General features: G+C 66.0%; 19 protein-coding genes. 6 read left to right on the top strand and 13 right to left on the bottom strand.

Features of this window, described 5'->3' with window-relative positions:
* The 5 genes from nirB to AZ34_RS12815 all read right to left on the bottom strand — a co-directional run bounded on the left by nirB (position 1) and on the right by AZ34_RS12815 (position 7201).
* Complete coding sequence (nirB, locus tag AZ34_RS12835) at positions 1-2472, bottom strand: nitrite reductase large subunit NirB (protein ID WP_419670215.1); 2472 nt, start codon at positions 2470-2472, stop codon at positions 1-3.
* Positions 2473-2507: 35 nt separating this feature from the next.
* On the bottom strand, positions 2508-3362 hold the full coding sequence (locus AZ34_RS12830) for an ABC transporter ATP-binding protein (protein WP_035608655.1): 855 nt from the start codon (positions 3360-3362) through the stop codon (positions 2508-2510).
* Positions 3363-3390: 28 nt separating this feature from the next.
* Positions 3391-4254, bottom strand: a complete 864-nt coding sequence (gene ntrB, locus AZ34_RS12825) for a nitrate ABC transporter permease (protein WP_035608654.1) — start codon at positions 4252-4254, stop codon at positions 3391-3393.
* Positions 4255-4283: 29 nt separating this feature from the next.
* Positions 4284-5591 carry a CmpA/NrtA family ABC transporter substrate-binding protein gene (locus tag AZ34_RS12820; protein WP_035608653.1) on the bottom strand — a complete coding sequence of 436 codons (1308 nt, stop codon included), beginning with the start codon at positions 5589-5591 and terminating at the stop codon, positions 4284-4286.
* A gap of 380 nt (positions 5592-5971) precedes the next feature.
* Positions 5972-7201 carry a nitrate regulatory protein gene (locus AZ34_RS12815; RefSeq protein ID WP_035608651.1) on the bottom strand — a complete coding sequence of 410 codons (1230 nt, stop codon included), beginning with the start codon at positions 7199-7201 and terminating at the stop codon, positions 5972-5974.
* Between the two features lie 233 nt (positions 7202-7434).
* Here AZ34_RS12815 and AZ34_RS12810 point away from each other — a divergent pair, with 233 nt between their 5' ends.
* Both AZ34_RS12810 and AZ34_RS12805 read left to right on the top strand, forming a co-directional pair.
* Positions 7435-8841 carry a sensor histidine kinase gene (locus AZ34_RS12810; RefSeq protein WP_051509799.1) on the top strand — a complete coding sequence of 469 codons (1407 nt, stop codon included), beginning with the start codon at positions 7435-7437 and terminating at the stop codon, positions 8839-8841.
* A 24-nt stretch (positions 8842-8865) separates the two neighbouring features.
* Positions 8866-11328: an EAL domain-containing protein gene (locus AZ34_RS12805; protein WP_051509797.1), complete on the top strand. Its 2463-nt coding sequence runs from the start codon at positions 8866-8868 to the stop codon at positions 11326-11328.
* Positions 11329-11361: 33 nt separating this feature from the next.
* Here the strand turns inward: AZ34_RS12805 and AZ34_RS18930 are convergent, their stop codons facing one another.
* From AZ34_RS18930 to AZ34_RS12785, 4 genes are read right to left on the bottom strand one after another with little or no spacing between them, the layout of a single operon-like run.
* The gene (locus tag AZ34_RS18930) at positions 11362-12993 is read right to left on the bottom strand and encodes a methyl-accepting chemotaxis protein (RefSeq protein ID WP_035608648.1); all 1632 of its coding nucleotides are present in this window, start codon (positions 12991-12993) and stop codon (positions 11362-11364) included.
* A gap of 15 nt (positions 12994-13008) precedes the next feature.
* Positions 13009-14304, bottom strand: a complete 1296-nt coding sequence (locus tag AZ34_RS12795) for a TRAP transporter large permease (protein WP_035608645.1) — start codon at positions 14302-14304, stop codon at positions 13009-13011.
* A 6-nt stretch (positions 14305-14310) separates the two neighbouring features.
* The gene (locus tag AZ34_RS12790) at positions 14311-14817 is read right to left on the bottom strand and encodes a TRAP transporter small permease (RefSeq protein ID WP_035611686.1); all 507 of its coding nucleotides are present in this window, start codon (positions 14815-14817) and stop codon (positions 14311-14313) included.
* 32 nt (positions 14818-14849) lie between these two features.
* Positions 14850-15818 carry a TRAP transporter substrate-binding protein gene (locus AZ34_RS12785; protein WP_035608642.1) on the bottom strand — a complete coding sequence of 323 codons (969 nt, stop codon included), beginning with the start codon at positions 15816-15818 and terminating at the stop codon, positions 14850-14852.
* 164 nt (positions 15819-15982) lie between these two features.
* Here AZ34_RS12785 and AZ34_RS12780 point away from each other — a divergent pair, with 164 nt between their 5' ends.
* The 4 genes from AZ34_RS12780 (at position 15983) to AZ34_RS17665 (ending at position 21484) form a co-directional block, all read left to right on the top strand.
* Positions 15983-16531, top strand: coding sequence for a winged helix DNA-binding protein (locus AZ34_RS12780; protein ID WP_035608640.1), 549 nt, complete (start codon positions 15983-15985; stop codon positions 16529-16531).
* Between the two features lie 200 nt (positions 16532-16731).
* Entirely contained in the window at positions 16732-20433 is a 3702-nt protein-coding gene (locus tag AZ34_RS12775) for a hydantoinase B/oxoprolinase family protein (protein WP_035608638.1), read from the top strand.
* Positions 20434-20489: 56 nt separating this feature from the next.
* Entirely contained in the window at positions 20490-21122 is a 633-nt protein-coding gene (locus tag AZ34_RS12770; protein WP_035608636.1) for a hypothetical protein, read from the top strand.
* Positions 21119-21484, top strand: a complete 366-nt coding sequence (locus AZ34_RS17665) for a hypothetical protein (RefSeq protein ID WP_051509795.1) — start codon at positions 21119-21121, stop codon at positions 21482-21484. The genes AZ34_RS12770 and AZ34_RS17665 overlap by 4 nt, the downstream gene beginning before the upstream one ends.
* Positions 21485-21583: 99 nt before the next feature.
* Here AZ34_RS17665 and rfaE1 read toward each other — a convergent pair whose 3' ends face one another.
* From rfaE1 to AZ34_RS12745, 4 genes are all read right to left on the bottom strand, one after another.
* Positions 21584-22516, bottom strand: coding sequence for a D-glycero-beta-D-manno-heptose-7-phosphate kinase (gene rfaE1, locus AZ34_RS12760; protein WP_051509793.1), 933 nt, complete (start codon positions 22514-22516; stop codon positions 21584-21586).
* Positions 22517-22584: 68 nt separating this feature from the next.
* Complete coding sequence (locus tag AZ34_RS12755; protein WP_035608633.1) at positions 22585-23847, bottom strand: lipopolysaccharide assembly protein LapB; 1263 nt, start codon at positions 23845-23847, stop codon at positions 22585-22587.
* Positions 23848-23881: 34 nt separating this feature from the next.
* Positions 23882-24211: a LapA family protein gene (locus AZ34_RS12750; RefSeq protein ID WP_035608631.1), complete on the bottom strand. Its 330-nt coding sequence runs from the start codon at positions 24209-24211 to the stop codon at positions 23882-23884.
* 66 nt (positions 24212-24277) lie between these two features.
* A complete protein-coding gene (locus AZ34_RS12745; protein WP_035608627.1) occupies positions 24278-24604 on the bottom strand; it encodes an integration host factor subunit beta in 327 nt (108 codons plus the stop codon).
* Positions 24605-24684 lie beyond the last annotated feature (80 nt).

The following is a 24684-nucleotide window of genomic DNA, read 5'->3' as shown; positions in this document are numbered from 1 at the left end:
TCAGGCCGTGGCCTTTTCGACCTGGATGGGGATGAACTGGCGCTGGTCCACGCGGGCCTTGTCGGCTTCGAACCACGGGTCGGGTTCTCCGTCCAACGCGAACTGCAGGCGTTCCCACAAGGCCTTGCGGCCCTCGTGGTCGTCGAGGATCTTTTTCTTGACGTAGTCCATGCCAACGCGGCCCACGTAGTGCACGGTGCGCTCCAGGTACCAGCCTTCCTCACGGTAGAGCTGCAGGAAGGCGCCGCTGTACTCCAGCACCTCGGCGGCGGTCTTGACCTTGCAGAGGAACTGGGCCACCTCGGTCTTGATGCCACCGTTGCCGGCGATGTGCAATTCCCAGCCGCTGTCCACGCCGATCACGCCCACGTCCTTGATGCCGGACTCGGCGCAGTTGCGCGGGCAGCCGCTGACCGCAAGCTTGACCTTGTGCGGCGCGTACATGCGCCAGAGCGCACGTTCCAGGTCCTTGCCCATCTGGGTGCTGTCCTGCGTGCCCATGCGGCACCACTCGCTGCCCACGCAGGTCTTGACCGTGCGCAGGGCCTTGGCGTAGGCGTGGCCGCTGGGCATGCCGATGTCGTTCCAGACGTTTTGCAGGTCTTCCTTCTTCACGCCCAGCAGGTCGATGCGCTGGCCGCCGGTGACCTTGACGGTGGGGATCTTGTACTTGTCCACCGCGTTGGCGATGCGGCGCAGTTCGTCGGCCGTGGTTTCGCCACCCCACATGCGCGGGATCACGCTGTAGGTGCCGTCCTTCTGGATGTTGGCGTGGCTGCGTTCGTTGATGTAGCGGCTCTGTGGGTCGTCCACGGCTTCCTTGGGCCAGGTGCTCAGCAAGTAGTAATTGACCGCAGGCCGGCAGGTGGCGCAGCCGTCGGGTGTCTTCCAGTTCAGGTGCCGATAGACCTCGGGAATGGTCAGCAACTTGTGTTGCCGAATGGCATCGCGCACCGCCTGGTGCCCGTGCTCGGTGCAGCCGCACAGGGCCTTGGTCTTGGGCGTGGCCGAATAATCGCCGCCGGCCGTGAACATCAGGATCTGTTCCACCAGGCCGGTGCAGGAGCCGCAGCTGGCACTGGCCTTGGTGTGCTTGCGCACCTCGTCCAGGGTGAACAGGCCCTTTTCCTTGATGGCCTTGCAGATCGTGCCCTTGCTCACGCCGTTGCAGCCGCAGACTTCGTCGCCATCGGCCATGGCCATGGCGCGCGACTGCCCCTGATGGCCGGCGTCACCGATGTTCGATTCACCGAACATCAGCTTGTCGCGCAGGTCGGCCACGTTGCGACCGTCGCGCAGCAGTTTGAAGTACCAGCTGCCGTCCACCGTATCGCCATAGAGGCAGGCACCGACCAACTTGTCGTCTTTGAGCACCAATTTTTTATAAACGCCCCCTGCGGGATCGCTCAAGACGATCTCTTCGGTGTTGTCGCCTCCCATGAAGTCACCGGCGGAGAACAGATCAATGCCGGTGACCTTGAGCTTGGTCGAGGTGAGTGAACCCGTGTACCGCCCGATGCCGTATTGCGCCAGGTGGTTGGCCAGCACCTTGCCCTGTTCGAACAGCGGCGCCACCAGGCCGTAGGCGATACCGCGGTGCGCCGCGCACTCGCCCACGGCGTAGATGCGGGGGTCGGTGGTGGTCTGCAGGGTGTCGTTGACCACGATGCCCCGGTTCACGTGCAGGCCAGTTTGCTCGGCCAGCGCCGTGTTGGGGCGGATGCCCACGGCCATCACGACGAGGTCGGCGGGATGCTCATCACCGCCTTTGAACTTCACCCGCGTGACACGCCCGACCGAGTTGCCAATGAGTTCCTGGGTCTGCGCGCCGATCAGGAACTTCATGCCCCGGTCTTCGAGTGATTTCTGCAGCATCTTGCCCGCCACGTCGTCGAGCTGGCGTTCCATGAGCCAGGGCGCGACGTGCACGACGGTCACTTCCATGCCCCGTTTCATCAGGCCGTTGGCGGCTTCCAGGCCCAGCAGGCCGCCGCCGATCACGACGGCGTGCTTGTATTGCGCGGCGGCGGCGATCATGGCCTCGGTGTCGGCGATGTCGCGGTAGGCCAGCACGCCTTGCAGGTCCTTGCCCGGTACGGGCAGGATGAAGGGGTTCGAGCCGGTCGCGAGGATCAGCCGGTCATAAGGGGCGCTGCGCGTTTCGCCCTGGGCGTTACGGGCGTGCACGAGACGCTGGCGTCGGTCGATCTCCGTGACCGTCCAGCCTGCGTGCAGGGTGATGCCGTTTGTCTCGTACCAGGCCCAGTCGTTGAGCACGATGTCTTCCAACTGCTGTTCACCCGCGAGCACGGGCGAGAGCAGGATGCGGTTGTAGTTGGGGTGGGGCTCGGCGCCGAAGACGGTGATGTCGTAGAGATCGGGCGCCAGCTTCAGCAGTTCCTCGAGGCTGCGCACGCCGGCCATGCCGTTGCCGACCATCACCAGCTTCAGCCTGCTCGCTCGCATGTCCATGTAAGTCTCCTGGGGTGTCGTGTCGGTCGTCGGTTTCAGGCCCGCAGGGCAACGGCCTGTTTGTCGTTGGCGCCGTCGGCGCGGGGTGTGGCGATGGATTCCACCTTGCGTTGCTTCTCGTGCAGGAAGCTCAGGATCTCCTGCCGGCAGTGGTTGTAGGTGGCGTCGCCCGCCAGCGCGATGCGGTCGCGCGGCCGCGCCAGAGGTACGTCCAAAATCTGACCGATGGTGGCGGCCGGGCCGTTGGTCATCATCACCACGCGGTCCGACAGCAGCACGGCCTCGTCCACGTCGTGGGTGATCATCAGCACGGTGTTGCCCAGCTCCCCCTGGATGCGGATGACTTCGTCCTGCAGGTGGGCGCGGGTCAGGGCGTCCAGCGCGCCAAAGGGTTCGTCGAGCAGCAGTACCTTGGGTTCCATGGACAGCGCGCGTGCGATGCCCACGCGCTGCTTCATGCCGCCCGAGATTTCGGAGGGCAGGCGGTGCAGCGCGTGCGTCATGTTCACCATTTCCAGGTTGTGCAGCACCCAGGCCTTGCGCTCGGCCGCCGTTTTGCTGTCGCGGAAGATCTTCTCGACCGCGAGCGCCACGTTCTGGTGCACGGTGAGCCAGGGCAGCAGAGAGTGGTTCTGGAAGACCACCGCGCGGTCCGGTCCGGGCGAGTTGACTTCGCGGCCGTCCAGGATCACGCCGCCTTGCGTGGCCCGCAACAGGCCGGCGACGATGTTGAGGACAGTCGACTTGCCGCAGCCCGAGTGGCCGATCAGGGTGATGAACTCGCCCCGCCGCACGTCGAGGTTGATGTTGCGCAGGACGGGGTTGCTGGCGCCGTTGCGGCTTTGGAAGGTCATGTCCACCTGGGACAGGCTGAGGTAGGCGTTGTTCATGGTGTCGTTCTCCGTGCGGGGTTCGGGTTCAGCTGGCGGCGGTGCCGCGTGTCACGACGCGGCCGATCCAGGCGACGAGGCGATCGAGCAGGAAGCCGATCAGCCCGACGTAGATGAGGGCGAGGATGATGTCGCTGATGCGCGAGGAGTTCCAGGCGTCCCAGATGAAGAAGCCGATGCCCACGCCGCCGATCAGCATCTCGGCCGCGACGATGGCCAGCCAAGACAGGCCCACGCCGATGCGCAGCCCCGAGAAGATGAAGGGTGCCGCCGCGGGCAACATGATCTTGCCGAAGTACTCGAACCCGTTGAGCCGGATCACCCGGGCCACGTTGCGGTAGTCCTCCGGGATGTTGCGGATGCCGATGGAGGTGTTGATGATGATGGGCCAGATGGCGGTGATGAAGATCACGAAGATGGCCGAGGGGTGGCCATCTCGAAAGCCCGCGAGCGAGATCGGCAGCCAGGCCAGCGGCGGCACCGTGCGCAGCACCTGGAACAAGGGGTCCAGGCCGCGCAGCGCCCAACTGGACTGGCCCACCAGCACGCCCAGGCCCACGCCGACCACCACCGCCAGCGCGTAGCCATACGCCACGCGCTTGAGACTGGCCAGCAGCTGCCAGGCCAGGCCCACGTCGTTGCCGCCGTTGTCGTAGAAGGGGCTCACGATCAGCTCCCAGGTTTCCTGCACCACCCGGCTGGGCGGCGGCAGGGTGGCGCCGGGCCGCGCGCCCAGCAGCTCCCAGATCAGCACCAGCAGGCCGATGAGGATCAGGGGCGGCAGCACGGTCAGGGCCAGACTGCGTGTCTTGGCGGCCAGCCAGGCGCCGGCCCGTGAAGCCTTGGCCGCGGGTGCGAGCCGGATGGGTTCCAGGGTGTCGGGGGTGCTCATGGGACTTCCTTCTGCGAACAGGGGCGGGATCAGGCGCTCTTGAGGTACTTGATGGACAGGCTGTCCAGGTACTTCTTGGGGTTGGCTGGGTCGAAGACCTTGCCGTCGAAGAACTTTTCCACACCGCGCGAGGTGCTGGTGGGAATGTCCTTTGCCGCCACGCCCAGTTCCTTGGCGGCCGCGCGCCAGAGGTCTTCGCGGTTCACCTTGGCGATCAGGGCCTTGGTGTCCAGGTTGGGCGGCAGATAACCCCAGCGGATGTCCTCGGTCAGGAACCACAGGTCGTGGCTCTGGAATGGGTAGCTGGCATGGTCCTTCCAGAAGCGCATCTGGAACTTGCTGTTCATCTCCACGCGGCCGGTGCCGTAGTCGAAGTCGCCTTTGACGCGGTCGATCACATCCTCGACCGGCGCGCTGATCCAGCGCCGACGCGAACAGATCTCGGCTACCTCGGCGCGGTTGGCCGGGTCCTCGCACCACATCTGGGCTTCCATGACGGCCTTGATCAGGGCCTTGGTGGCGTTGGGGTTGGCGTCGACATAGTCCTTGCGCAGACCCAGGGCCTTTTCCGGGTGGTCCATCCAGAGTTCGCTGGTGGTCAGCGCCGTGTAGCCGATCTTCTGGTTGATGAGCTGGCGGTTCCAGGGCTCGCAGACGCAGAAGGTGTCCATGCTTCCAACCTTCATGTTCGCGACCATCTGAGGTGGCGGCACGACGATGGTGTTGATGTCTTTGTTGGGGTCGATGCCGCTCGCGGCCAGCCAGTAGCGCATCCAGAGATCGTGCGTGCCTCCGGGGAAGGTCACGGCCGCGTTGACCGGCTTGCCAGTCTTGGCGCGCTTGGCTTGCATGGCCTTGCCGAAGGCCTTGGCGTCAAGACCGACTTTGAGGTCCTGGTATTCGCTGCCCACCGAAATGCCCTGGCCGCCGACATTGAGCCGTGCCACGATGGTCATGGGGGTCGGCACGTTGTTGGCGGTGATCGCCCCCGTGGTCATCAAGTAGGGCATGGGGGTGAGGATGTGCGCGCCGTCGATGCCGTTGTTCTTGGAGCCCAGCACCAGGTTGTCGCGTGTCGTGCCCCAGGAGGATTGCTTGAGCACTTCCACTTCCGTCATGCCGTGCTTCTTGAAGAAGCCTTTTTCATCGGCCACGAACAGGGGCGCGGCATCGGTCAGCGCGATGAAGCCCAGCTTGGCGGCCTTGGTCTCCAGTTGGGTGGATGCCGCGACGCGGCTGGACCACAAGCTACCGGCGACGGCGGCACCGCCCACGGCGGCGGCCTGGCGCAAGAGCGTGCGGCGGGAGGATGAGGCGGGCAGCGGGCGGTTCTTCATGGGTGGACTCCTGATGACAAGGCGAATACAAGACAGAACGCAAAAACAAAAACGGCGCCCATTCCGCCGCGAACGTGAGCTCGCGGGAAATGGACGCCGTTGTCCAAGCGCAATCCTGAGGAGAGCGGCGCCTAACCTTCATTGGTCAGGCACGACAACACCTAAGCAGAATCCGTGCCAGAATTTTTTTGCTCGATCTGAGGAAAAATTTCCTTATGAATCAGTAATTTAGTGAGTGTGCCGGCTGCGGAAGGCCGTGCGCCAGCGGGCGCGGGCCGGGCACATTTTTTGTGCGTTGCACCAAGAACGACGGAGTCGCGATGTCGGTCGCGCCAATCGCACTTCCATTTCCTTTGGGGCGTGGCGTGGTTGAACCCTGTCTAAAGCAGGTCCGCCATGCTGAGCACCGTGTTGGCGACATCCACCAGCTTGCGGCCCTGGTTCATCGCTGTCTGCCGCAACATCGCGTGCGCTTCGTCTTCGCTCAGCTTGCGCGAGGCCATCAGCAGGCCCTTGGCGCGCTCAATCACCTTGCGCTCGTTGAGCGCGGCGCGCGTGGTCGCCAGTTCGTCGCTGATGGCCTGCAGGCGGCGGTTCTGCTCCTGCACCATGCCGAGCACCGAACGTTCCAGGTGCGGGCTCAAGCTGGGGGACAGCAGGGTGGTCGCCGGCTCGGCGTCCGAGGCCGCAGCCTGGCGCTGCAGGGCTTGCAGGCTGGCCTGCTGGTCGCGCAGTTCGGCGCGCGCCTGGGCGATGCGGCGCTCGCACAGACTGCGCAGGTGGATGGCCAGCGCGTCCTCGACCTTGCGCATGGCGTCGATGCGTCGGGTGCAGCTGTCGTACCAGGGCAGGCTGGCGTTGGGGTCGAGCGCGCTGCTGAGCCGCGCGTCCAACGCCGCACGGCGCAGTTTCTCCTGCGCGGCCAGGGCTTCCGCGTCGTGCTGGTCCGCCCAGGCCCCGCGTGCCTTGGCGTCGGAAAAATCCTGGAACACCTGGAAGCACGCGTCCTGGGCGTCCACGAGGTGACGCCACTGCTGCTGGCGTTCCGGGTCAATGCGTCCGGAGGCGTAGGCTGCCGAGCCCAGCGCGCGCTCTTGCCCGGCGTATTCCTTGCCCTGCATGAAATGGAACAGGGCCACCAGCGCGCGCGAGATCTCGGGGTCTGTCGCGCTGTCGGCGGCTTCCAGCACCACGCCCAGCAGGCCCGCGATCAGGCGTACGAAGGCTGCGGTGGTCTCTTCGGCCGTGAGCGCCAGGGCAGCGACACGCGCGCGCAGCGCGGGCAGACCGTCCAGCGCCTGCAACACGTAGGCGATGCGGTTGAACAGGCGCGCGCCGTTGCGCGCACGGCTCGCGTCGGTGTCCAGCGCGTCGAAACGCGCCATCACTTCGGCCTGCAGGCGCTCGCATTCCTCCACCTGCGGCGCGCGTTGCGAGCCGAAGCGTTCGCCGCGCGAGGCCAGGAACAGATTGGAAATGCCGCGCTCCCTTTGCAGCGCATGCACCAGCCGGCCGATCACGCTCACGAGCTCGCTGGTCAGGGCCAGTTGTTCCAGCTCACTGATCTCGCACTGGCGGGCGGCGACGAGGAAATTCAATCCGGAGTTCATGGGCAGGGGGCGGTTCATGCGGCCCAAAGGGCGCGGGGTACGAACGACAGATCATAGGGCGTGCGTTTTTCACGCTTTTGCCGTTTGCTTGAGCCCGGAGTGTTTGGCCGCGCAGGGCCGAGGTGCCACGGTGTTGGAGTGGCCGCAGGGGATTGGAAGCCCCCGGGGTCTGTGCTACCTTGAGTCCCACAAAAAAGCAGCGCGCAGGTTCGCGCGCCTCATCAGGGAGATGTATGGAAGCTGATGCCATCGAAGACAGTGCCGTTCTGGATGCGCTGTTTTCCAGCGATCTGGGCCTCGGACTGGCGGTGCTGGACCGCGATTTGCGTTACCGACGCATGAACAGCACACTGGCCGCTTTCAACGGCGTGGACCTGGACGCCGCGATCGGCCGCAAGGTGTCCGAGGTGCTGCCTGCGGCATATGCAGAGCTGGGTCCGTTGTTGGACAAGGTGTTGGCGGGTGAGGCGCAAGAAGGTTTCCGGGTGATGGTCGAGGTGCCCAGCCTGCCCGGCCAGTCCTCTGAATGGCGCGCCAGTTACTTGCCCATTCGCGCCCGGGACGGCACGGTCGGCGGCGTCCTGGTCAAGGCCTTGAACATGACCTTGCAGCAGGCCCATCAGCGGGCGCTCGCAGCCAGCGAGGCCCGCCTGCGCAGCCTTTTCGAGCAGGCGCCCGAGGGCATGACATTGGTCGACGCCGAGGGCAGGATGCTATTGGTCAATCGCAATATGGGTGAGCTGTTCGCCTGCGAGCCGGAACAGCTGCTGGGCCAGCATGTGAACATGCTGCTGCCCGAGGCGCGGCGCAGCACCCACCGCATGGAGATGGGGCGTTACCTGCAGGCGCCGACCAAGCGGGTGATGGCCGAGCGACGCAAGCTCACAGCGCTGCGCCTGGACGGCAGCGAGTTTCCGGTGGAGGTGGCGCTCAGCCCGATTCCAGGGCGTGATCCGCCCGAGATACTCGCCACCGTGGTCGACATCACGGAACGGCTCGCGGCCCAGGCCGCGATGGAGGCATCCCTGCGCGAGAAGACCTTGCTGCTCAACGAGGTGCACCACAGGGTCAAGAACAATCTGCAGATCGTGGCGAGCCTGCTGGACATCCATTCGCGCAGCGCGGAGGGCGCGGCCCGCGAGGTACTGCGCGACAGCCGCAGCCGGGTCGGCGTGATCGCCATGACCCACCAGCTGCTGTACGAGGGCAGCAATTTTTCCGGGCTCGAATTCGGCCCGTACCTGGGCAAGCTGGTGCAACTGCTCAAGCAGACCTATGTGCGCGAGGCTACGTCGGTGGAGCTGCAACTGGACGTGCCCGCGCAGGGCATGCGCGTCGAAACGCACAAGACCGTGCCCAGCGGGCTGATCGTCAACGAGTTGGTGGTGAATTCGTACAAGCATGCCTTTGCGGGGCGGAATTCCGGGTGCATCCGCGTTTCCGCCCGGCGCGAGGGTTCGCAGGCGGTGCTGGAGGTCGGTGACGATGGGGTGGGGCTGCCGGTCGGTTTCGTGCCTATGAACTCACGGTCGATGGGTTACCAGCTGGTCTTCATGCTGGCGCAGCAGATCGGCGCCGAGGTGGAAGTTTTGCCAGGCCCAGGCACTGGACTGCGTTTCACCTTCCCGATCGACGATTGAGTCAGGACCCAAGGAGGAGCATGCATGATGAACACCGAAACGCTGCAGGAAACACCGCGACGCATCCGGGTCCAGATCGTCGAGGACGAACTGATCTTCGCCTACGACTTGCGGCAGAACCTGGAGGCCCTGGGCTACAGCGTCACAGGCATCGCGTCCAGTGAGCAGCAGGCGGTTGATCTGGCCACGCGCGAGCGCCCGGACCTGGTCCTGATGGACATCAACCTGGGGCGAGGCGGCGACGGCACGCGCGCGGCCAAGGAGGTGTCGCACAAGCTCCACCTGCCGGTGATCTACCTCACGGCCTATGCAGGCGAAGACATCCTGCAGCGCGCGATCGAGGCCGCGCCCTATGGCTACGTGCTCAAGCCCATCCAGATCGTCGAGCTCAACGCCACCATACGCGCGGCCCTGGCGCGGGTGGATGAGGAACGCAAGACCCGCCGCGCCGAGCGGCGCTTTCGGCTGGCGATGGAGGCGGGCCGTTTCGGGGTGATGGAGTTCGACGCGACGCGACAGCAGGTCGAACTCGATGGCTTCCTGGAAACCATCCTCGCTCAGTCCTCGCAGAGTTTCACCGTGAGCCGTGACGCCTTTCTGCGCCACATCGAGGAACTGGAGGTGCGCCAGGACCTGGACGGCCTCTTGCGGGCCGGGCGCATGGTCCAGGTCTGCGCGGCCTGGCGACGCGACGACGGTGCACGCATCTGGCTGGAAATCCACGCCAGCTACTTCGCCGAGGAAGACCGCGTGGTCGGCATCTTGCGTGACGTGAGCGAGCGCGTGCAAGCCGAGGAGCATCTGCGCCAGGCCGCCGTGGTCTTTGAAACCACGGGCGACGGCATCCTGATCCTGGACCGCGAGCAGCGCGTGTGCATGGCCAACCGAGCCTTCGAGCGCATCACCGGCTACCGGGTGCAAGAGGTTCTGGGCCAGCGGCCCGACGACTTCCTGCATGCCGCGCGCAGCGGTGACCGGCGCCGCATCGCGGGTGCGGACGACCAGGACTCGGTCCAAGTCGAGACCACCTGCCGCCGGCGCGACCAGTCCCTGTTCCCGGCCTGGGAAAGTCTGTCGCCCGTGATCGACCGGGTGGGCAAGCTCACGCACTACGTGCTGACTTTCTGTGACGTCTCCGCCCTGCGCAGCGTCGAGAGTCGCCTGACCCATATCGCCTTGCACGACGCGCTGACGGGCCTGGGCAATCGCCATCAGCTCGACATCTGCTTGCGCCACAACATTGCACGCGCGGCCAGCCGGACCGAGGAAGGGGGGTTCGGCCTGCTTTTCATCGACATTGACGGTTTCAAGAACGTCAACGACTCCCTGGGCCACACGGTGGGCGACGAGATGTTGGTGGAGATCGCCCGCCGCTTTCGCACCACGCTGCGCCAGAACGATGTGGCCATCCGCATGGGCGGCGACGAGTTCTTGATCCTGCTGGACAAGCTGCGCAGCACCGAGGACGCGATGGCGCTGAGCCGCAAACTGCTGGCGCTGATCAGCGAACCCATACGCACCAGCGTGGGCCAGACGGTCAGCACGACGGCCAGCATCGGCATCGCCCTGTTTCCCGAGCATGCCGACAGCGCGGACGAGCTGGTCAAGGCCGCCGACACCGCCATGTACGCGGCCAAGGCGGCCGGTCGCAACCGCAGCGCGGTCTTTTCGCAAGGGTTGGCCCGTCGCGCCTTGGAGCGCCTGCAGCTGGAGCAGGGCCTGCGCCAGGCCATTGTGCGCGGCGAGCTGGAGCTTCAGTGGCAGCCCGTGATCGACCTGCGCGACGGCCGCATCACCGGCGCCGAGGCACTGCTGCGCTGGAACCACGGGACGTCGGGCCGCATCAGCCCCGAGCGCTTCATCCCCTTGGCCGAGGAGACCGGCCTCATCCTGCCGATCGGCGATTGGGTGCTGGAACAAGCCTGCCGCAACGCAGCCGACTGGAAGGCACGGGGTCTGGACGCAGGCCGGCTGGCCATCAATGTATCGGCCCTGCAACTGCAGCAGGACGGTTATGCCGAGCGCGTGGGTGAGACCTTGGCGCGCCACGGCTTGTCGCCCACGATGCTGGAAGTCGAGCTCACCGAATCGTCGCTGCAGCACGGCGAGGCGGTGCAACAGGCCTTGCACAAGTTGCGCGCCCAGGGTGTGCACCTGGCGCTGGACGACTTTGGCACCGGTTTCTCGTCCCTGTCCATGCTCAAGTTCCTGCCGCTGACGCGGCTGAAGATCGACCGCAGCTTCATCCGTGACCTCGCCACCGATCCGAATGACATGGCGATCGCGCGCACCATCGCGGTGATGGCGATGACGATGGGGCTGGAGGTCACGGCCGAAGGCGTGGAGACCGAGATCCAGCGCACCATCCTGCTCGGCCTCAACGTGCGCGAGGTTCAGGGCTGGCTCTACCACCCGGCCTTGCCGGTGGCGAAGTTCACCGAGTTGTTGCAGGGCCGGGGTGGCGGCACCCATACCCAGGAAGGCTGAGCCGCCGCTCAAGGGCAAGCGGGTTGCGTCGCTTCAGGTCAGTGCCATCCGGGGTGCACGCCCAGCGTCGTAACCGAGGGCCTGGGGTGTACCGACCGCCTCGTCCGCCGCGAGCTTGAAGCGTTGCACCACCTGAGCCAGTGTGCTGGCCTGGTCTGCCAGCAAGGCGGCAGTGGCCGTGCATTGCTCGACCAGGGCGGCGTTCTGCTGTGACATGCCGTCCAGGCGCGTCACGGCCTGGTTGACCTGGCCGATGCCTTCGTTCTGCTGCAGGGCGGAGGCGCTGATCTCGCTGATCATCCGCGTGACCCGCTGCACCGAGTCCACGATGTCGCCCATGGTCGAGCCGGCCTCGCGCACCAGTTGCGCACCGGTGCTCACCTTTTGGTTGGATGCGCCGATCAGGCCCTTGATTTCCTTCGCAGCCTCGGCGCTGCGCTGCGCGAGGTTGCGCACCTCGCTTGCCACCACGGCGAAGCCGCGCCCTTGCTCTCCGGCGCGCGCGGCTTCCACGGCGGCGTTCAAGGCCAGGATGTTGGTCTGGAAGGCGATGGCATCGATCATGCCCACGATGTCCGCGATGCGTCCGGCATCGCCCGCAATGCTTTCCATGGTCGAGACCACCTGGGCCATGACGGCGCCGCCTCGGCCGGCCACGTCGGAGGCCGACACGGCGAGCTGGCTGGCCTGCTGCGCCACGTCCGCGGCATCGCGCACGCGCCCGGTCAGCTCGCCCATGAAATGCGCGGTCTGCTCCAGGCTGCTGGTGGTTTCCTCGGTGCGGTGCGACAGGTCCATGCTACCGCGAGCGATTTCCGAAGCCGCGATGCCGATGCCGTCCGTGGTGGCCTTGACCTCGGAGGCCAGCATGTGCAGCTGGCCGCGCATCGATTCCAGCGCCATCAGCAACTGACCGATTTCGTCGCGTCGTTGGGTGTGCTGCGGCAGGGAGAGGTCACCCTGGGCGATGCGGTCCGCCAGCACCACCGAAGAGGCCAGGGGGCGCGTGATGGACCGCGCGATCAGCAGCGAGGCCACGATGCCGGCCAGCAGCGCCGCGCCTGCCACCGCCAGCACGATGGCCTGGATGTGGCCGGAAGTGCTCTGCAGCTCAGAGGAGTAATGCTGGCCGAGCTCAGTCTCCAGACGGGCCAGGTTCTCGATGTCCCGGCTCCAGGCGCCTTGCAACGTGTCCCATTTCTCCATGTTGCGTCGCAAGTCGAAGCGCAGCAGAAAAGCGTTCTTCTCCGGGTCGTCGCTGCCGGCCTGCTGGCGCGCATCGAGCAGGATTTGCCGCGCCGCTTGCTCGGAGGTTTCAAGCTGCTTGAACAGCGCTTTTTCTTCCTCGCCCTCGAGCGCGGTGGCGAGTCGCGCCTTCACCGCGTCATAGCGCTGCAGCGCCTCTCGCAACTGCGCCATCTGCCGCAGCTCGTTCTCCGGCGTTTCCCCCAGCGCCAGGTTGCGCATGGCGATCAGGGCGTGGTTGAGGGCCTGGTCCATCTGCCGAGACTGGTCGGCCTTGTCGGCGTAGACCTCGGCGATGAAGCGCAGACCGCCATTGATGCGCGTCAGCCCCCAGTAGGAGGTGGCGGTGATCACGGCCAGCAGCGTCAGGACGACTCCGAAGCCGAGCGCCAGGCGGTGGGAAAGGAGCAGCTTGTTCATGGGGCACTTGGTGCTCTACATATGGCCTGGCAGCCAGGTCGCGATGGCCGGGAAGAGCCAGAGCAGCAACACAGCCACCACCATCAGGGCGAACATGGGCAGGGTCACGCGGGCGATCCAGCCCAGGGACTTGCCCGTCATGCCTTGCAGCACGAAAAGGTTGAAGCCCACGGGTGGCGTGATCTGCGCCATCTCGACCACCAGCACCACGAAGATGCCGAACCAGATCGGGTCGATGCCGGCTTTCTGCACCGTAGGCATGAGCACGCCCATGGTCAGCACCACCATCGAGATGCCATCCAGGAAGCAGCCCAGCAGGATGAAGAAGAAGGTGAGGGCGACCAACAACTGGAATTCGCTCAGGCCCAAGGTGCCGATCCATTCGGCCAGGTGGCGCGGCAGACCGATGTAGCCCATGGACAGGGTCAGGAAAGCCGCGCCCGCGAGGATCAGTGCAATCATGCAGTACAGCCGGGTTGCGCCCATCAAGGCGTCGCGGAAGGTGGTCCAGTTCAGTGAGCCCTGGGCTGCCGACAGCAGCAGCGCGCCCACCACACCCACGGCGGCGGCCTCGGTCGCGGTGGCGATGCCGCTGTAGATGGAGCCCAGCACGGCCGTGATGAGTAATGCCACGGGAATCAGACTGCGCGAGGCAGCCAGCTTCTGCACGAAGCCCAACCGGGTGTCGGCGGGCGGCACGCGGTCTGGATGGCGCCAGGCCCACACCGCGATGTAGCCCGAGAACAGCACGCCCAGCAATATGCCGGGCAGCACGCCCGCGACGAAGAGCTTGGCGATCGAGACCTCGGCCATCACGCCATAGACGATCATGATGATGGAGGGAGGGATCAGCAGGCCCAGCGTGCCCGCGCCCGCGAGCGTGCCGATCACGATGTCGTCGGGGTAGCCGCGTTGCTTCAGCTCCGGCAAGGTCATCTTGCCCACGGTGGCGCAGGTGGCCGCGCTGGAGCCCGAGACGGCGGCGAACAGGGTGCAACCCGCGACATTGGTGTGCAGCAGGCGGCCGGGCAGTGCCTGCATCCAAGGCGCCAGGCCCTTGAACATGTCCTGCGACAGCCGGGTGCGGAACAGGATTTCACCCATCCAGACGAACAAGGGCAGGGCGGTCAAGGTCCAACTGGTGGCGGAGCCCCAGATGGTGACGGCCATGGCGTCCCCGGCCGGGCGGGACGAAAAGAGCTGCATGCCGATCCAGGCCACGCCCGAAAGCGTGAGCCCGACCCAGACGCCGCTGCCCAGGATCAGGAACAGCGTGAGCACCAGCAAGGCAGTGATGGCGAGGTCGTTCATGCGGACTTACTCATTGCGCAGGGCCTCGCCGTCGGTGACGACGCGGCGGCCCAGGATTTCAAGAACCAGCTCGTCGAGCATGGCGATGGCGAGGATCAACGCGCCCGCGGCCATGCCGATCTGCGGAATCCACAAGGGCGTGGCGTCGTTGGAGGTGGAGATGTCGTGGTAGACGTGAGACAGCCAGGCCAGGCGCACGCAGTACCAGGCGTACAGCCCAGCCAGCAAGGTGCCCAGGCTCAGGGCCCAGAGTTCGAGGGCGCGTTTCCAGCGACCCTTCAAGGCGTTCAGGAACAGCGTGACGCGGATGTGTTCGCCGCGCTTGAGCGTGTGTGCCAGTGCCAACGAGGCCACGCCAGCCATCAGGTAGCCGGCGTAGGCGTCGATGCCGGAGATATGGAAGTGGAACTGCCGCCCGAGTATGGACAGCAGTACCGCGATCAGCAGGCCGACCATGAAAAGCGCCGCCACGGCGGCGGCGCTGTCATAGAGGGCGTTGAGTGTACGGCGCATCATGGTTCAGCCCTCTTGCTCGCGAGATCGGCTTACTTCTTGTAGGCCGACACCAGCGCCTGGCCGTCGGCGCCGGATTTCTCCAGCCATTCCTTCAGCATGGTTTCGCCGATCTTTTGCAGGTCAGCCTTGAGCGCGGGCGATGGCTGCAGCACCTGCATGCCCTCGGCCTTGAGCTTGGCCAGGGTCTCGGTGTTCACCTTGCGGCTGGCGTCCCAGCCGCGTTTCTCGGCGGTGGCGGCGGCCTTGAGCAGGGCGTCTTGCGTGGGCTTGTCCAGGGCGGTGAAGGCAGCCTTGTTCACGATGACCGCGTTCTTGGGCAGCCAGGCCTGGGTGTCGTAGTAGTACTTCAGGTGCTCGTAGAGTTTGCTGTCCACGCCGGTCGCGCCGGAGGTCATGGTGCTCTCGACCACGCCGGTGGCCAGGGCCTGGGCGAACTCGGCGGCCTGCACGGTCACCGGTTGCGCGCCCACCAGCTCGGCGATCCGCGCGGTGGCCGGGCTGTAAGCACGCCACTTCACGCCCTTGAGGTCGGCCGCGCTGTTGATGGGCTTCTTGGCATAGATGCCTTGCGGCGGCCAGGCCACGGTGTAGAGCAGCACCATGCCTTGCTCGTCCAGCTTCTTCTGCAGCAAGGGCTTCTGGGCCTGGTAGAGCTTGAAGGCGCTGTCATAACCATCGGCCAGGAAGGGAAGGCCATCGGCGCCGAAGAGCGCCCATTCATTGGTGAAGTTCACCAGCAGGATTTCGCCGATCTGGGCCTGTCCGCCTTGCACGGCGCGCTTGATCTCGGGTGCCTTGAAGAGCGAGGCATTGGCATGCACGGTGATCTTGAGCTTGCCGCCCGTGGCCTTGTCCACGTCGGCCGCGAGTTGCGTCAGGTTCTCGGTGTGAAAGTTGGTGGCCGGGTAGGCCGCCGGCAGGTCCCACTTGGTCTGAGCCAGGGCGCTGCCGCCCGTGATGGCGAGGGCTGCGGCGAGGGTGAACAGGCGACGTTTCATGTGATCTCCAGTGAAATGGGTTGAAAACGGTTTGCAAACTGTAGTGAAGGCGGCACGGATACTGCTTGGTGTTTTCCCGCAATGTCGACATTTTGTTGGTAAATTGTTTTTTATCTCCCTACAATTCGTCGCATGCAATATCGATGCCAGACAGGAGCCCCCTGATGCCGCGCAAAGCCGCCGTTTCATCCGCCACCGCCAAGAAGTCCGCCGGTTCCCCCATCGTGTCCTCGGCGCATCTGGTCTCTCCGCGCAGCGCCGAGATGAGCGAATTCGAGTTCGGACTCATCGTCGCGGGCAATGCCTTCCATCGCTGGATCGCGCATTGCATGAGCGCGGCCGGGCTGAAGGACCTCACACCGCTGGACGTTCTGGTGCTGCACCATGTCACGCACCGTGCTCGTGACAAGCGCTTGGCCGACATCTGCTTCATCATGAATGTGGAGGACACCCACCTCATCAACTATTCGCTCAAGAAGCTGCAAGGCTTGGGCGTGGTGGCTTCCAGCAAGAACGGCAAGGAGGTGACCTATGCCTCCACCGAGCAGGGCCAGGCCTATGTGCAGCGCTACCGCGAGATCCGCGAAACCTGCTTGATTGACGCGCTCAAGGCCGACGATGCCTTGAATCGCGACATCGGCGAACTCGCGCGGCTGCTGCGTGTCCTCTCGGGCGTGTACGACCAGGCGGCACGCGCTGCAGCCTCGTTGTGAACGCTGTGATGCCAGCCCTGACGCGCTTTGCAGCGCATGCCATGTGCAGATCCAGGTCCATGACCACGCCCGTGCCCACACTTGGCATGCACGCCTTGGTGCTTGGATGCACCAATCTGGCCTTCTTTGTCCGGCCGCCGCGGCTTCCCATGCTGCGGCTCATCTTCTCTTGAACTTTCACAGGCGCGAGCCTCTAGACCATGTCCCACCACCCACTTCCTTCCCGCTGGCAGTTCTGGATCGATCGCGGCGGCACCTTCACCGACATCGTGGCCAAGCGCCCGGACGGTTCCCTCACCACGCACAAGCTGCTGTCCGAGAACCCGGAGCAATACAAGGACGCGGCGGTGGCCGGCATCCGCCATCTGCTGGGCTTGAAGCCAGGTGAACCTGTCACGCCCGCGCTGGTGGAATGCGTGAAGATGGGCACCACGGTGGCGACCAATGCCTTGCTGGAGCGCAAGGGCGAGCCGACGCTGCTGGTCACGACCCGGGGCTTTCGCGACGCGCTGCGCATCGCCTACCAGAATCGGCCGCGCCTCTTTGATCGGCGCATCCTGCTGCCGGAACTGCTCTACACCGCCGTGGTCGAGGCCGAGGAGCGCATGGGCGCGCACGGCGAGGTGGTGGCGCCGCTGGACGAAGTGGCTGCATTGAAATTGAAGCGGGACTTGCAGACCCAGTTCGACGCCGGCTTGCGCAGCGTGGCCATCGTGTTCATGCATGGTTACCGCTACAGCGCACACGAGGCGCGTGCGGCCGCGATCGCGCGCGAGGTCGGCTACACCCAGATCAGCACCTCGCACGGGACCAGTCCGCTGATGAAGTTCGTGAGCCGCGGCGACACCACGGTGGTGGATGCCTATCTCTCGCCCATCCTGCGCCGTTACGTCGAGCAGGTGGCCGGTGAGATGCCGGGTGTGCCCCTGTACTTCATGCAGTCGTCGGGTGGGCTGACGGACGCCCATGCCTTCCAGGGCAAGGACGCCATCCTCTCCGGTCCGGCCGGCGGCATCGTGGGCATGGCACGCACGGCCGAACTGGCCTTTACCGACGCGGCTTCCGCGCCCGCGGAGGGCGGCGTCAAGGTCATCGGCTTCGACATGGGGGGCACCAGCACCGACGTGAGCCACTACGCGGGCGCCTTCGAGCGCGAGTTCGAGACCCAGGTGGCCGGTGTGCGCATGCGCGCGCCCATGATGAGCATCCACACGGTGGCGGCGGGAGGTGGTTCCATCCTCAGCTTCGACGGCGCGCGCTTCCGCGTCGGGCCCGAGAGCGCGGGCGCCAACCCGGGGCCGGCCAGTTACCGTCGTGGCGGCCCGCTGGCCGTGACGGACGCCAACGTCCTGCTCGGGAAAATTCAGCCGACCTGGTTCCCCAAGGTGTTCGGTCCGAAGGCCAACGAAACGCTGGATGCCGAGGCCGTGCGCGCGAAGTTCGGTGAACTCGCGGCCCGCACCGGGCGCAGCGCCGAGGAGGTGGCCGAGGGATTCATCAACATCGCCGTGCAGCAGATGGCCAATGCCATCAAGAAGATCTCGGTGGCGCGCGGGTATGACGTGACGCGCTACACCTTGCAATGTTTTGGCGGCGCGGGCGGACAGCACGCTTGCCTGGTGGCCGATGCCCTGGGCATGACGCGCGTGCTGGTGCACCCGCTCGCGGGCGTGCTGTCGGCCTATGGCATGGGCCTGGCCGACCAGAGCCTGATCCGCGAGCAGGCGGTGGAAAAAACGCTCAGCGCGGCCGCCTTGCCGGAACTCGCGGCCCGGCTCGATGCGCTGGCGCGCAGTGCGACCCAGGCCTTGGCGGGGCAGCAGGTCAGTCAGGGCGCGATCACCGTGCAGCGGCGTGTGCATGTGCGGTACGAGGGCAGCGACGCGGCCCTGGTGGTGTCCTACCCGGAAGCGCCCAGTCCTGAAGCCACCCACGCCGGCATCGTCTCCGGTTTCGAATCCGCCTACCGCCAGCGCTACGCCTTCCTGATGCCGGGCAAGGGCCTGATCGTCGAGGCGGTCTCGGTCGAGGCTGTCATCGCGGGCGACGCGCCGACCGAGCGGCGGCATGCGCTCAGCCTGCCGCGCGAGACACCACGTCGTGACACGGTGCGGCTCTATTCCGGGGGTGCCTGGCACTCCGCCGCCCTGGTCGTGCGCGAGGACTTGCGCCCCGGTGACCTGATCACCGGCCCGGCCATCATCGCCGAGAAGAACGCGACCACCGTGGTCGAGCCGGGTTGGGAAGCCAAGCTGACCGCCCTGGACCACCTGGTGCTGGAGCGCCGTGTCGCGCGCGAGCAGCGTTACGCGGTCGGCACCCAGGCCGACCCGGTGCTGCTGGAGGTGTTCAACAACCTGTTCATGAACATCGCCGAGCAGATGGGACTGCAACTGCAGAACACCGCGCACTCGGTCAACATCAAGGAGCGGCTGGATTTCTCCTGCGCGCTGTTCGACGCCGAGGGCAATCTGATCGCCAACGCGCCGCACATGCCGGTCCATCTGGGCTCCATGGGCGAGAGCATCAAGACCGTGATCCGAGAGAACAAGGGCCGCATGCAGCCTGGCGACGTGTACATGCTCAACGACCCTTACCACGGTGGCACCCACCTGCCTGACGTGACAGTGATCACGCCGGTCTACATCCAGGGCAGCGGGGAGCCGACTTTCTACGTCGGTTCGCGCGGGCACCACGCGGACATAGGCGGCACGACCCCAGGCTCCATGCCGCCGTTCTCGACGCGCATCGAGGAAGAGGGTGTGCAGATCAACAATGTGAAACTGGTGGACCGCGGCGCGCTGCGCGAAGCCGAGGTGCTGGCTCTGCTGGCGAGCGGCGAGTATCCCTCGCGCAACCCGCAGCAGAACCTCGCCGACCTGAAGGCGCAGATCGCCGCCAATGAAAAAGGCGTGCAGGAGTTGCGCAAGATGGTCGCGCAGTTCGGCCTGGACGTGGTGCAGGCCTATATGCGCCATGTGCAGGACAACGCCGAGGAATCGGTGCGCCGCGTGATCACCCGGCTCAAGGACGGCAGCTACACCCTGCCACTGGACAACGGCGCACAGATCAGCGTCGCGGTGCGCGTGGACACCGCCAACCGAGGCGCCGAGATCGACTTCACCGGAACCAGTCCGCAGCAGATCAACAACTTCAACGCGCCCACGGCCGTGTGCATGGCAGCGGTGCTCTACGTCTTCCGCACCCTGGTCGACGACGACATCCCGCTCAACGCGGGCTGCCTCAAGCCGCTCAAGGTCATCATCCCGCCGGGCTCGATGCTGAACCCGAATCCACCGGCCTCGGTGGTCGCGGGCAATGTCGAAACCTCGTCGTGCATCACCAACGCGCTTTACGGCGCGCTGGGCATGATGGCGGCCAGCCAGTGCACGATGAACAACTTCACCTTCGGCAACGCGCAGTACCAGTACTACGAGACCATCTCCGGGGGCTCAGGCGCGGGAGCGCTCATCGATGAAACCGGGCGTGTGGTCAGTGGCTTCGACGGCACGAGCGTGGTGCAGACCCACATGACCAATTCACGCCTCACCGACCCCGAGGTGCTGGAGTTCCGCTTCCCGGTGCGCCTGCTGGCCTACGAGATCCGCCGCGGTTCGGGCGGCCCGGGTCGCTGGCGCGGCGGCGACGGTGGTGTGCGGCGCGTGCAGTTCCTGGAAGCCATGACCGCCGGCATCCTGTCCAACGGTCGCGTGCATGGCGCGTTCGGCATGGCCGGTGGTGCGCCGGGCCAGCCGGGCATCAACCGGGTCGTGCGCGCGCGCAAGGGCGCCGGGCCCGCTGCGGTGGAGGTGCTGGGGCACATCGGAACGGCGGACATGGCGCCCGGTGACGTGTTCGAAATCCACACGCCGGGTGGTGGAGGTTATGGCGAGCCCGCCTGAGCCTTGGCTACACTGATGGGCTCGCACCACAACGACCCCACAGAATCCACATTCGCATGGAGTTATTTCTCGCCTTTTTGCTTGCCCCCGCCCTGGGTTTTCAGTTCCTCAAGATGCAGGATCAGCGTCGCCGCATCCTGCTGCTGGCCCAGCATCTGAACCAGCACCAGATCGAGAAGCTCATGCAGACCGTGACGGAAGGTTATCTGCGCGCGCTGGATGCCAAGGAGCAGGTCCGGCGCGAGCAGATCTGGGCCAGCCTGCAAGGCGCAGAGCAGGACCTGAGCCGGCAGTTCAGCCGCTTTGCCGAGGACTTCGCCAAAGTCTGGAACGATCAGACCCAGGTCAGCACCCTGGGCTGGGCCTTGCCCTACGCCGACAAGCTTTTTCCCAGGCAAACCTTCGACATGCGCTCGTTGCTGGCGGTCCATGCCGAAGGCATCGTCACGGTGGTGGAAAACCGCGACCAGCGCTCGCCCCGTGACAAGGCTTACACCTTGATGGCGGAACTGCTGCTGATGCAGCACAGCTGCCACTGGTTCTGCCGCTCGCGTGCGGTGGCCGATGCACGCATGGTCACCCGCCACCAGACCCGGCATGCCCAGTTGCTGGACGCCGTGTCGCCTGTCACACGCACCGGTTACCTGCAGGTGACCGGCGTCAAGCCATCGCAAGGAGCTAAGCCATGAAACACCTGTTCATCCCCGAGTCAGGACGCGGCATGCGCCTGCGGGTTCCGGCTGGCGTGCAAATTGGCGCGCTGATCCTGCTGGCCTGGGGTGTGTCGGCCTGCAGCGCCCTGAATCCGCGTGAGCACCAGGACATCCGGCTGGCCAAGGATGTTGAGGTCTTCAGTTGCCAGCACCTGGGCAGCACGTCCGTGACGGTATGGGCCGGCGTCGGCCCGGTGACCCGGACGTCCGATGCGGTGGAAGAGAACCTGTTGATCGAAGCCCGCCGCCAAGCCTTCCGCATGGGCGGCAACGCGCTGGTCAGGGGCGCCTCGGCCGAACTTGGCCAGCGCGCCTTCGAGGTCTACCGCTGCCCCTGAGCGCGACCGCGCCAGGCTACGCGGACCCTCGCCTCGGGCTGCGGGGCGCTGGTTCCCGCTCGCGCTTCAGGCCGCCGTGAGGCGCGTGCCCCCATGCAATCAGGTGCCGAAAAGTTCAGCGTGGCTCACGGTGGCGGTGCCGAATTTGCCGACCACGATGCCACCAGCCTGGTTTGCCAGCGGCATGGCGGCGCGCAGGGACAGGCCCGCGCCGACCAGGGCGGCCAGCGTGGCGATCACGGTGTCGCCCGCGCCCGTCACGTCGAACACCTCGCGCGCCTGGGTCGCCACGTGGGTCTCGCCCTTGGCGTCATACAGCGTCATGCCTTCCTCGCTGCGTGTGAGCAGCAGGGTGTTGAAGTGCAGGCGCTCGCGCAGCGCCTGGGCCTTGGCGCGTAATTCGTCGTCGTCGCGCCAAGTTCCGATGACCTGCCTCAATTCGTCCCGATTGGGAGTGATGGCGGTGGCGCCGGCATAGTACGCATAGTCCAGGCCCTTGGGGTCGACCAACACTGGCTTGCCCGCCGCACGCGCCTGCGTGATCATGCGTCGCACATGGTCCAGCCCGCCTTTTCCGTAGTCGGAGATCAGCACCACGTCATGCTCCGCCAGCAGATGCGTGTAGCGTTCCATCCGCGAGGCGAGCACTTCACTCTGCGGCTGGTTCTCGAAATCCAGTCGGATCAACTGTTGTTGGCGGCCGATGACCCGCAGCTTGACCGTGGTCTGCAGCAGGGGGTCGCGCCCCAGTTGGGCCTGGATACCGCTGTGCGCAAGCAGCTTTTCCAGGGCCTGTCCAGCTTCATCTAGGCCCACCACGGTGAGCAGCGTGGCCTGTGCGCCCAGCGCGACCACATTGGCCGCCACGTTGGCGGCGCCGCCCAGACGCAGTTCCTCGCGTGTCACGCGCACCACCGGCACGGGGGCTTCGGGGCTGATGCGGTCCACCGCGCCATGCCAGTAACGGTCCACCATCGCATCGCCGACCACGAGGATGCGGGCGCGAGCGAGCTGTTCCTGCGTGACGAGCATGGGGCTGTTCCGTGGTCTCGTGGCTGACCAGGGTCAGGGCGTGGGCCACTGCGCAACTGGCGGGTGTTTCACAACTCTTCGACGCGCCGCGCCGGGTAGCTGTCCCAAGACTGGCAGCCCGGGCATTGCCAGAAATGCTGCTTGGCTTCGAAGCCGCAGGCGGCACAACGGTAGCGCAGCAGGGGCTGGGTGGCGCGATCCAGCGCGCGCTGGACCAGGGGATGGTGTTCCTCGTGTTCCAGCTTCTCGCCGGCCAGCCATTTGCTCGCGGCGGCCAGCGAGGACTCGTGTCCCAGGTGGTGCAGGTACCAGCCACGCAGGTCCTCGGCGGAGGACTCACCCGCCGGGGGCGGCAGGGGCGCGCGCAGCGCGATGAGGGCTTCCAGCAGGTCGAGCGAGGGAGCTTGTGCGTACAGCGCTTGCAGACGCGTCCTGACGGGTGCTTCCTGTCCGCAGGCTTGGGCGGCCTTGACCAGGGGCGCGGCGATCAAGGGGGCGGCGGCGGGGCTGGCGTCCAGCGCGGCGATCAAGGTGTCGCAGGCCAAGCGCGCGGCCTCGGCGCGCGCGCTGTCCTGCTCCGCGGCCTGACCCCGCTGCATCTGCAGCCGGGCCAGTTCGATGCGCGGTCGCGGTGCCTGAGGGGCGGTTTCGATGGCACGGCGCAGGAGTTCCTGCGCGCCGTCCGCATCCCTGGAGGCCAGGCGCTCCGCAGCCTGCTCACACAGGTAATGCGCCAACCGGGGTGCGAAGCTGCCCGCGAGCTGTGCGCCCGAGCCGGCACCCACGCCCAAGTCCTGGGCACCATCCAGGGTGCGCGCGATGGCGGCGGCCTGCGACCAGTCGCGCGCGCGTTCGTGGTTGGCGAGCCGCGCGAGACGGGCTTGGGTCTGGAAAGGCGTGCCCTCGAGCTTGAGCAGCGCGGCCTCGGCATGGTCGAGCAGGCCGGCCTTGAGGTAGTCGAGCGCCAGTGCGTGCTGGGCACGCTGGTGTTCCGCCTGGCTCAGGTCGCCGCGCGACAGCAGGTGCTGGTGCACGCGCACCGCGCGTTCATAGTCGCCCCGACGCCGGAACAGGTTGCCGAGCGCGAAATGCAACTCGGAGGTGTCGGGATCGTTCTGCACGGCCTCGATGAAAGCGTCGATCGCCTGGTCCTGCTGTTCGTTGAGCAGGAAGTTCAGTCCTCGGAAATAGGCACGTGGGTTGCGGCGGTCTTCCAGGCGCAACTGGCGCCAATCCAGTCGGGAGGCCAGCCAGCCCAGGGCGAAGGCTACCGGCAGGGCCAGCAGGACAAAGGGCAACCAGCCGGGCAGCCAGCTCAGTTCAGGATTCATGGGGCAGGGGTTTGCGACGAAGTGTGGACGTGCGTCATCCGACGGAATGATCGTGCGGGAACGACCTGGATGGCGTGAATTGCGTGCTCATGCCGAGCTTGGTGTCGTTGTCGGCTTCGAGCTGGCGGCGCGCCTTGCGAGCCGCATGACGTTGGCCCAGCCAGCGCGGCAGCATGACCAGGATGCCCAGCGCCAAGCCCAAGGCGAAGGCGGCCAGTACCACGAACACCAGGGGGGCGTTCCATTGATGGTCCAGGAAGAAATTCAGCGTGACCCGCGTCTGGTTGTTGAGCGCGAACACCAGCAGGGCGAAAAAAATGGCTGCCCTAAGCATCCACTTGAGCAGCCAGACCAGTTTGTTCATCGTGCGACCTCTGTTGTCCACCCTCGTTTGTGCTGGTGGGAGGCCCCGATTTTAAGCGCGTGGTGTTCAGTCCGGACGATCGTCCTCGCTGTGTCCCTCGTTTTCGCGCGCCGCGCTGGCGTCCACCGCCTCGCGCAGGGCCTTGCCCGGCTTGAAGTGCGGTACCCGCTTTTCGGGGATGGCGACGCTTTCGCCACTGCGCGGGTTGCGACCCATGCGGGGCGGCCGGCGGTTGATGGAGAAACTGCCGAAACCGCGGATCTCGATGCGGCGCCCGCGCACCAGCGCGTCATTCATCGCGTCCAGGATGGCCTTGACGGCGAACTCGGCGTCGCGGTGCGTGAGCTGCCCAAAACGGGCAGCCAAGGCTTCAACCAGATCGGAGCGGGTCATGACGTGAGGTGCGCGTGGCAGGCGCCGCGTAACCCTGCCACCACGACCTCGCCGACGTGGCGGACCGCGTGGGTCCGGCG

Source organism: Hylemonella gracilis str. Niagara R (assembly GCF_000600295.1).
GTDB lineage: Bacteria > Pseudomonadota > Gammaproteobacteria > Burkholderiales > Burkholderiaceae_C > Hylemonella > Hylemonella gracilis_A.
The sequence above is the reverse complement of the archived record's forward strand: the minus strand, read 5'-3'. Positions and strand labels throughout refer to the sequence as shown.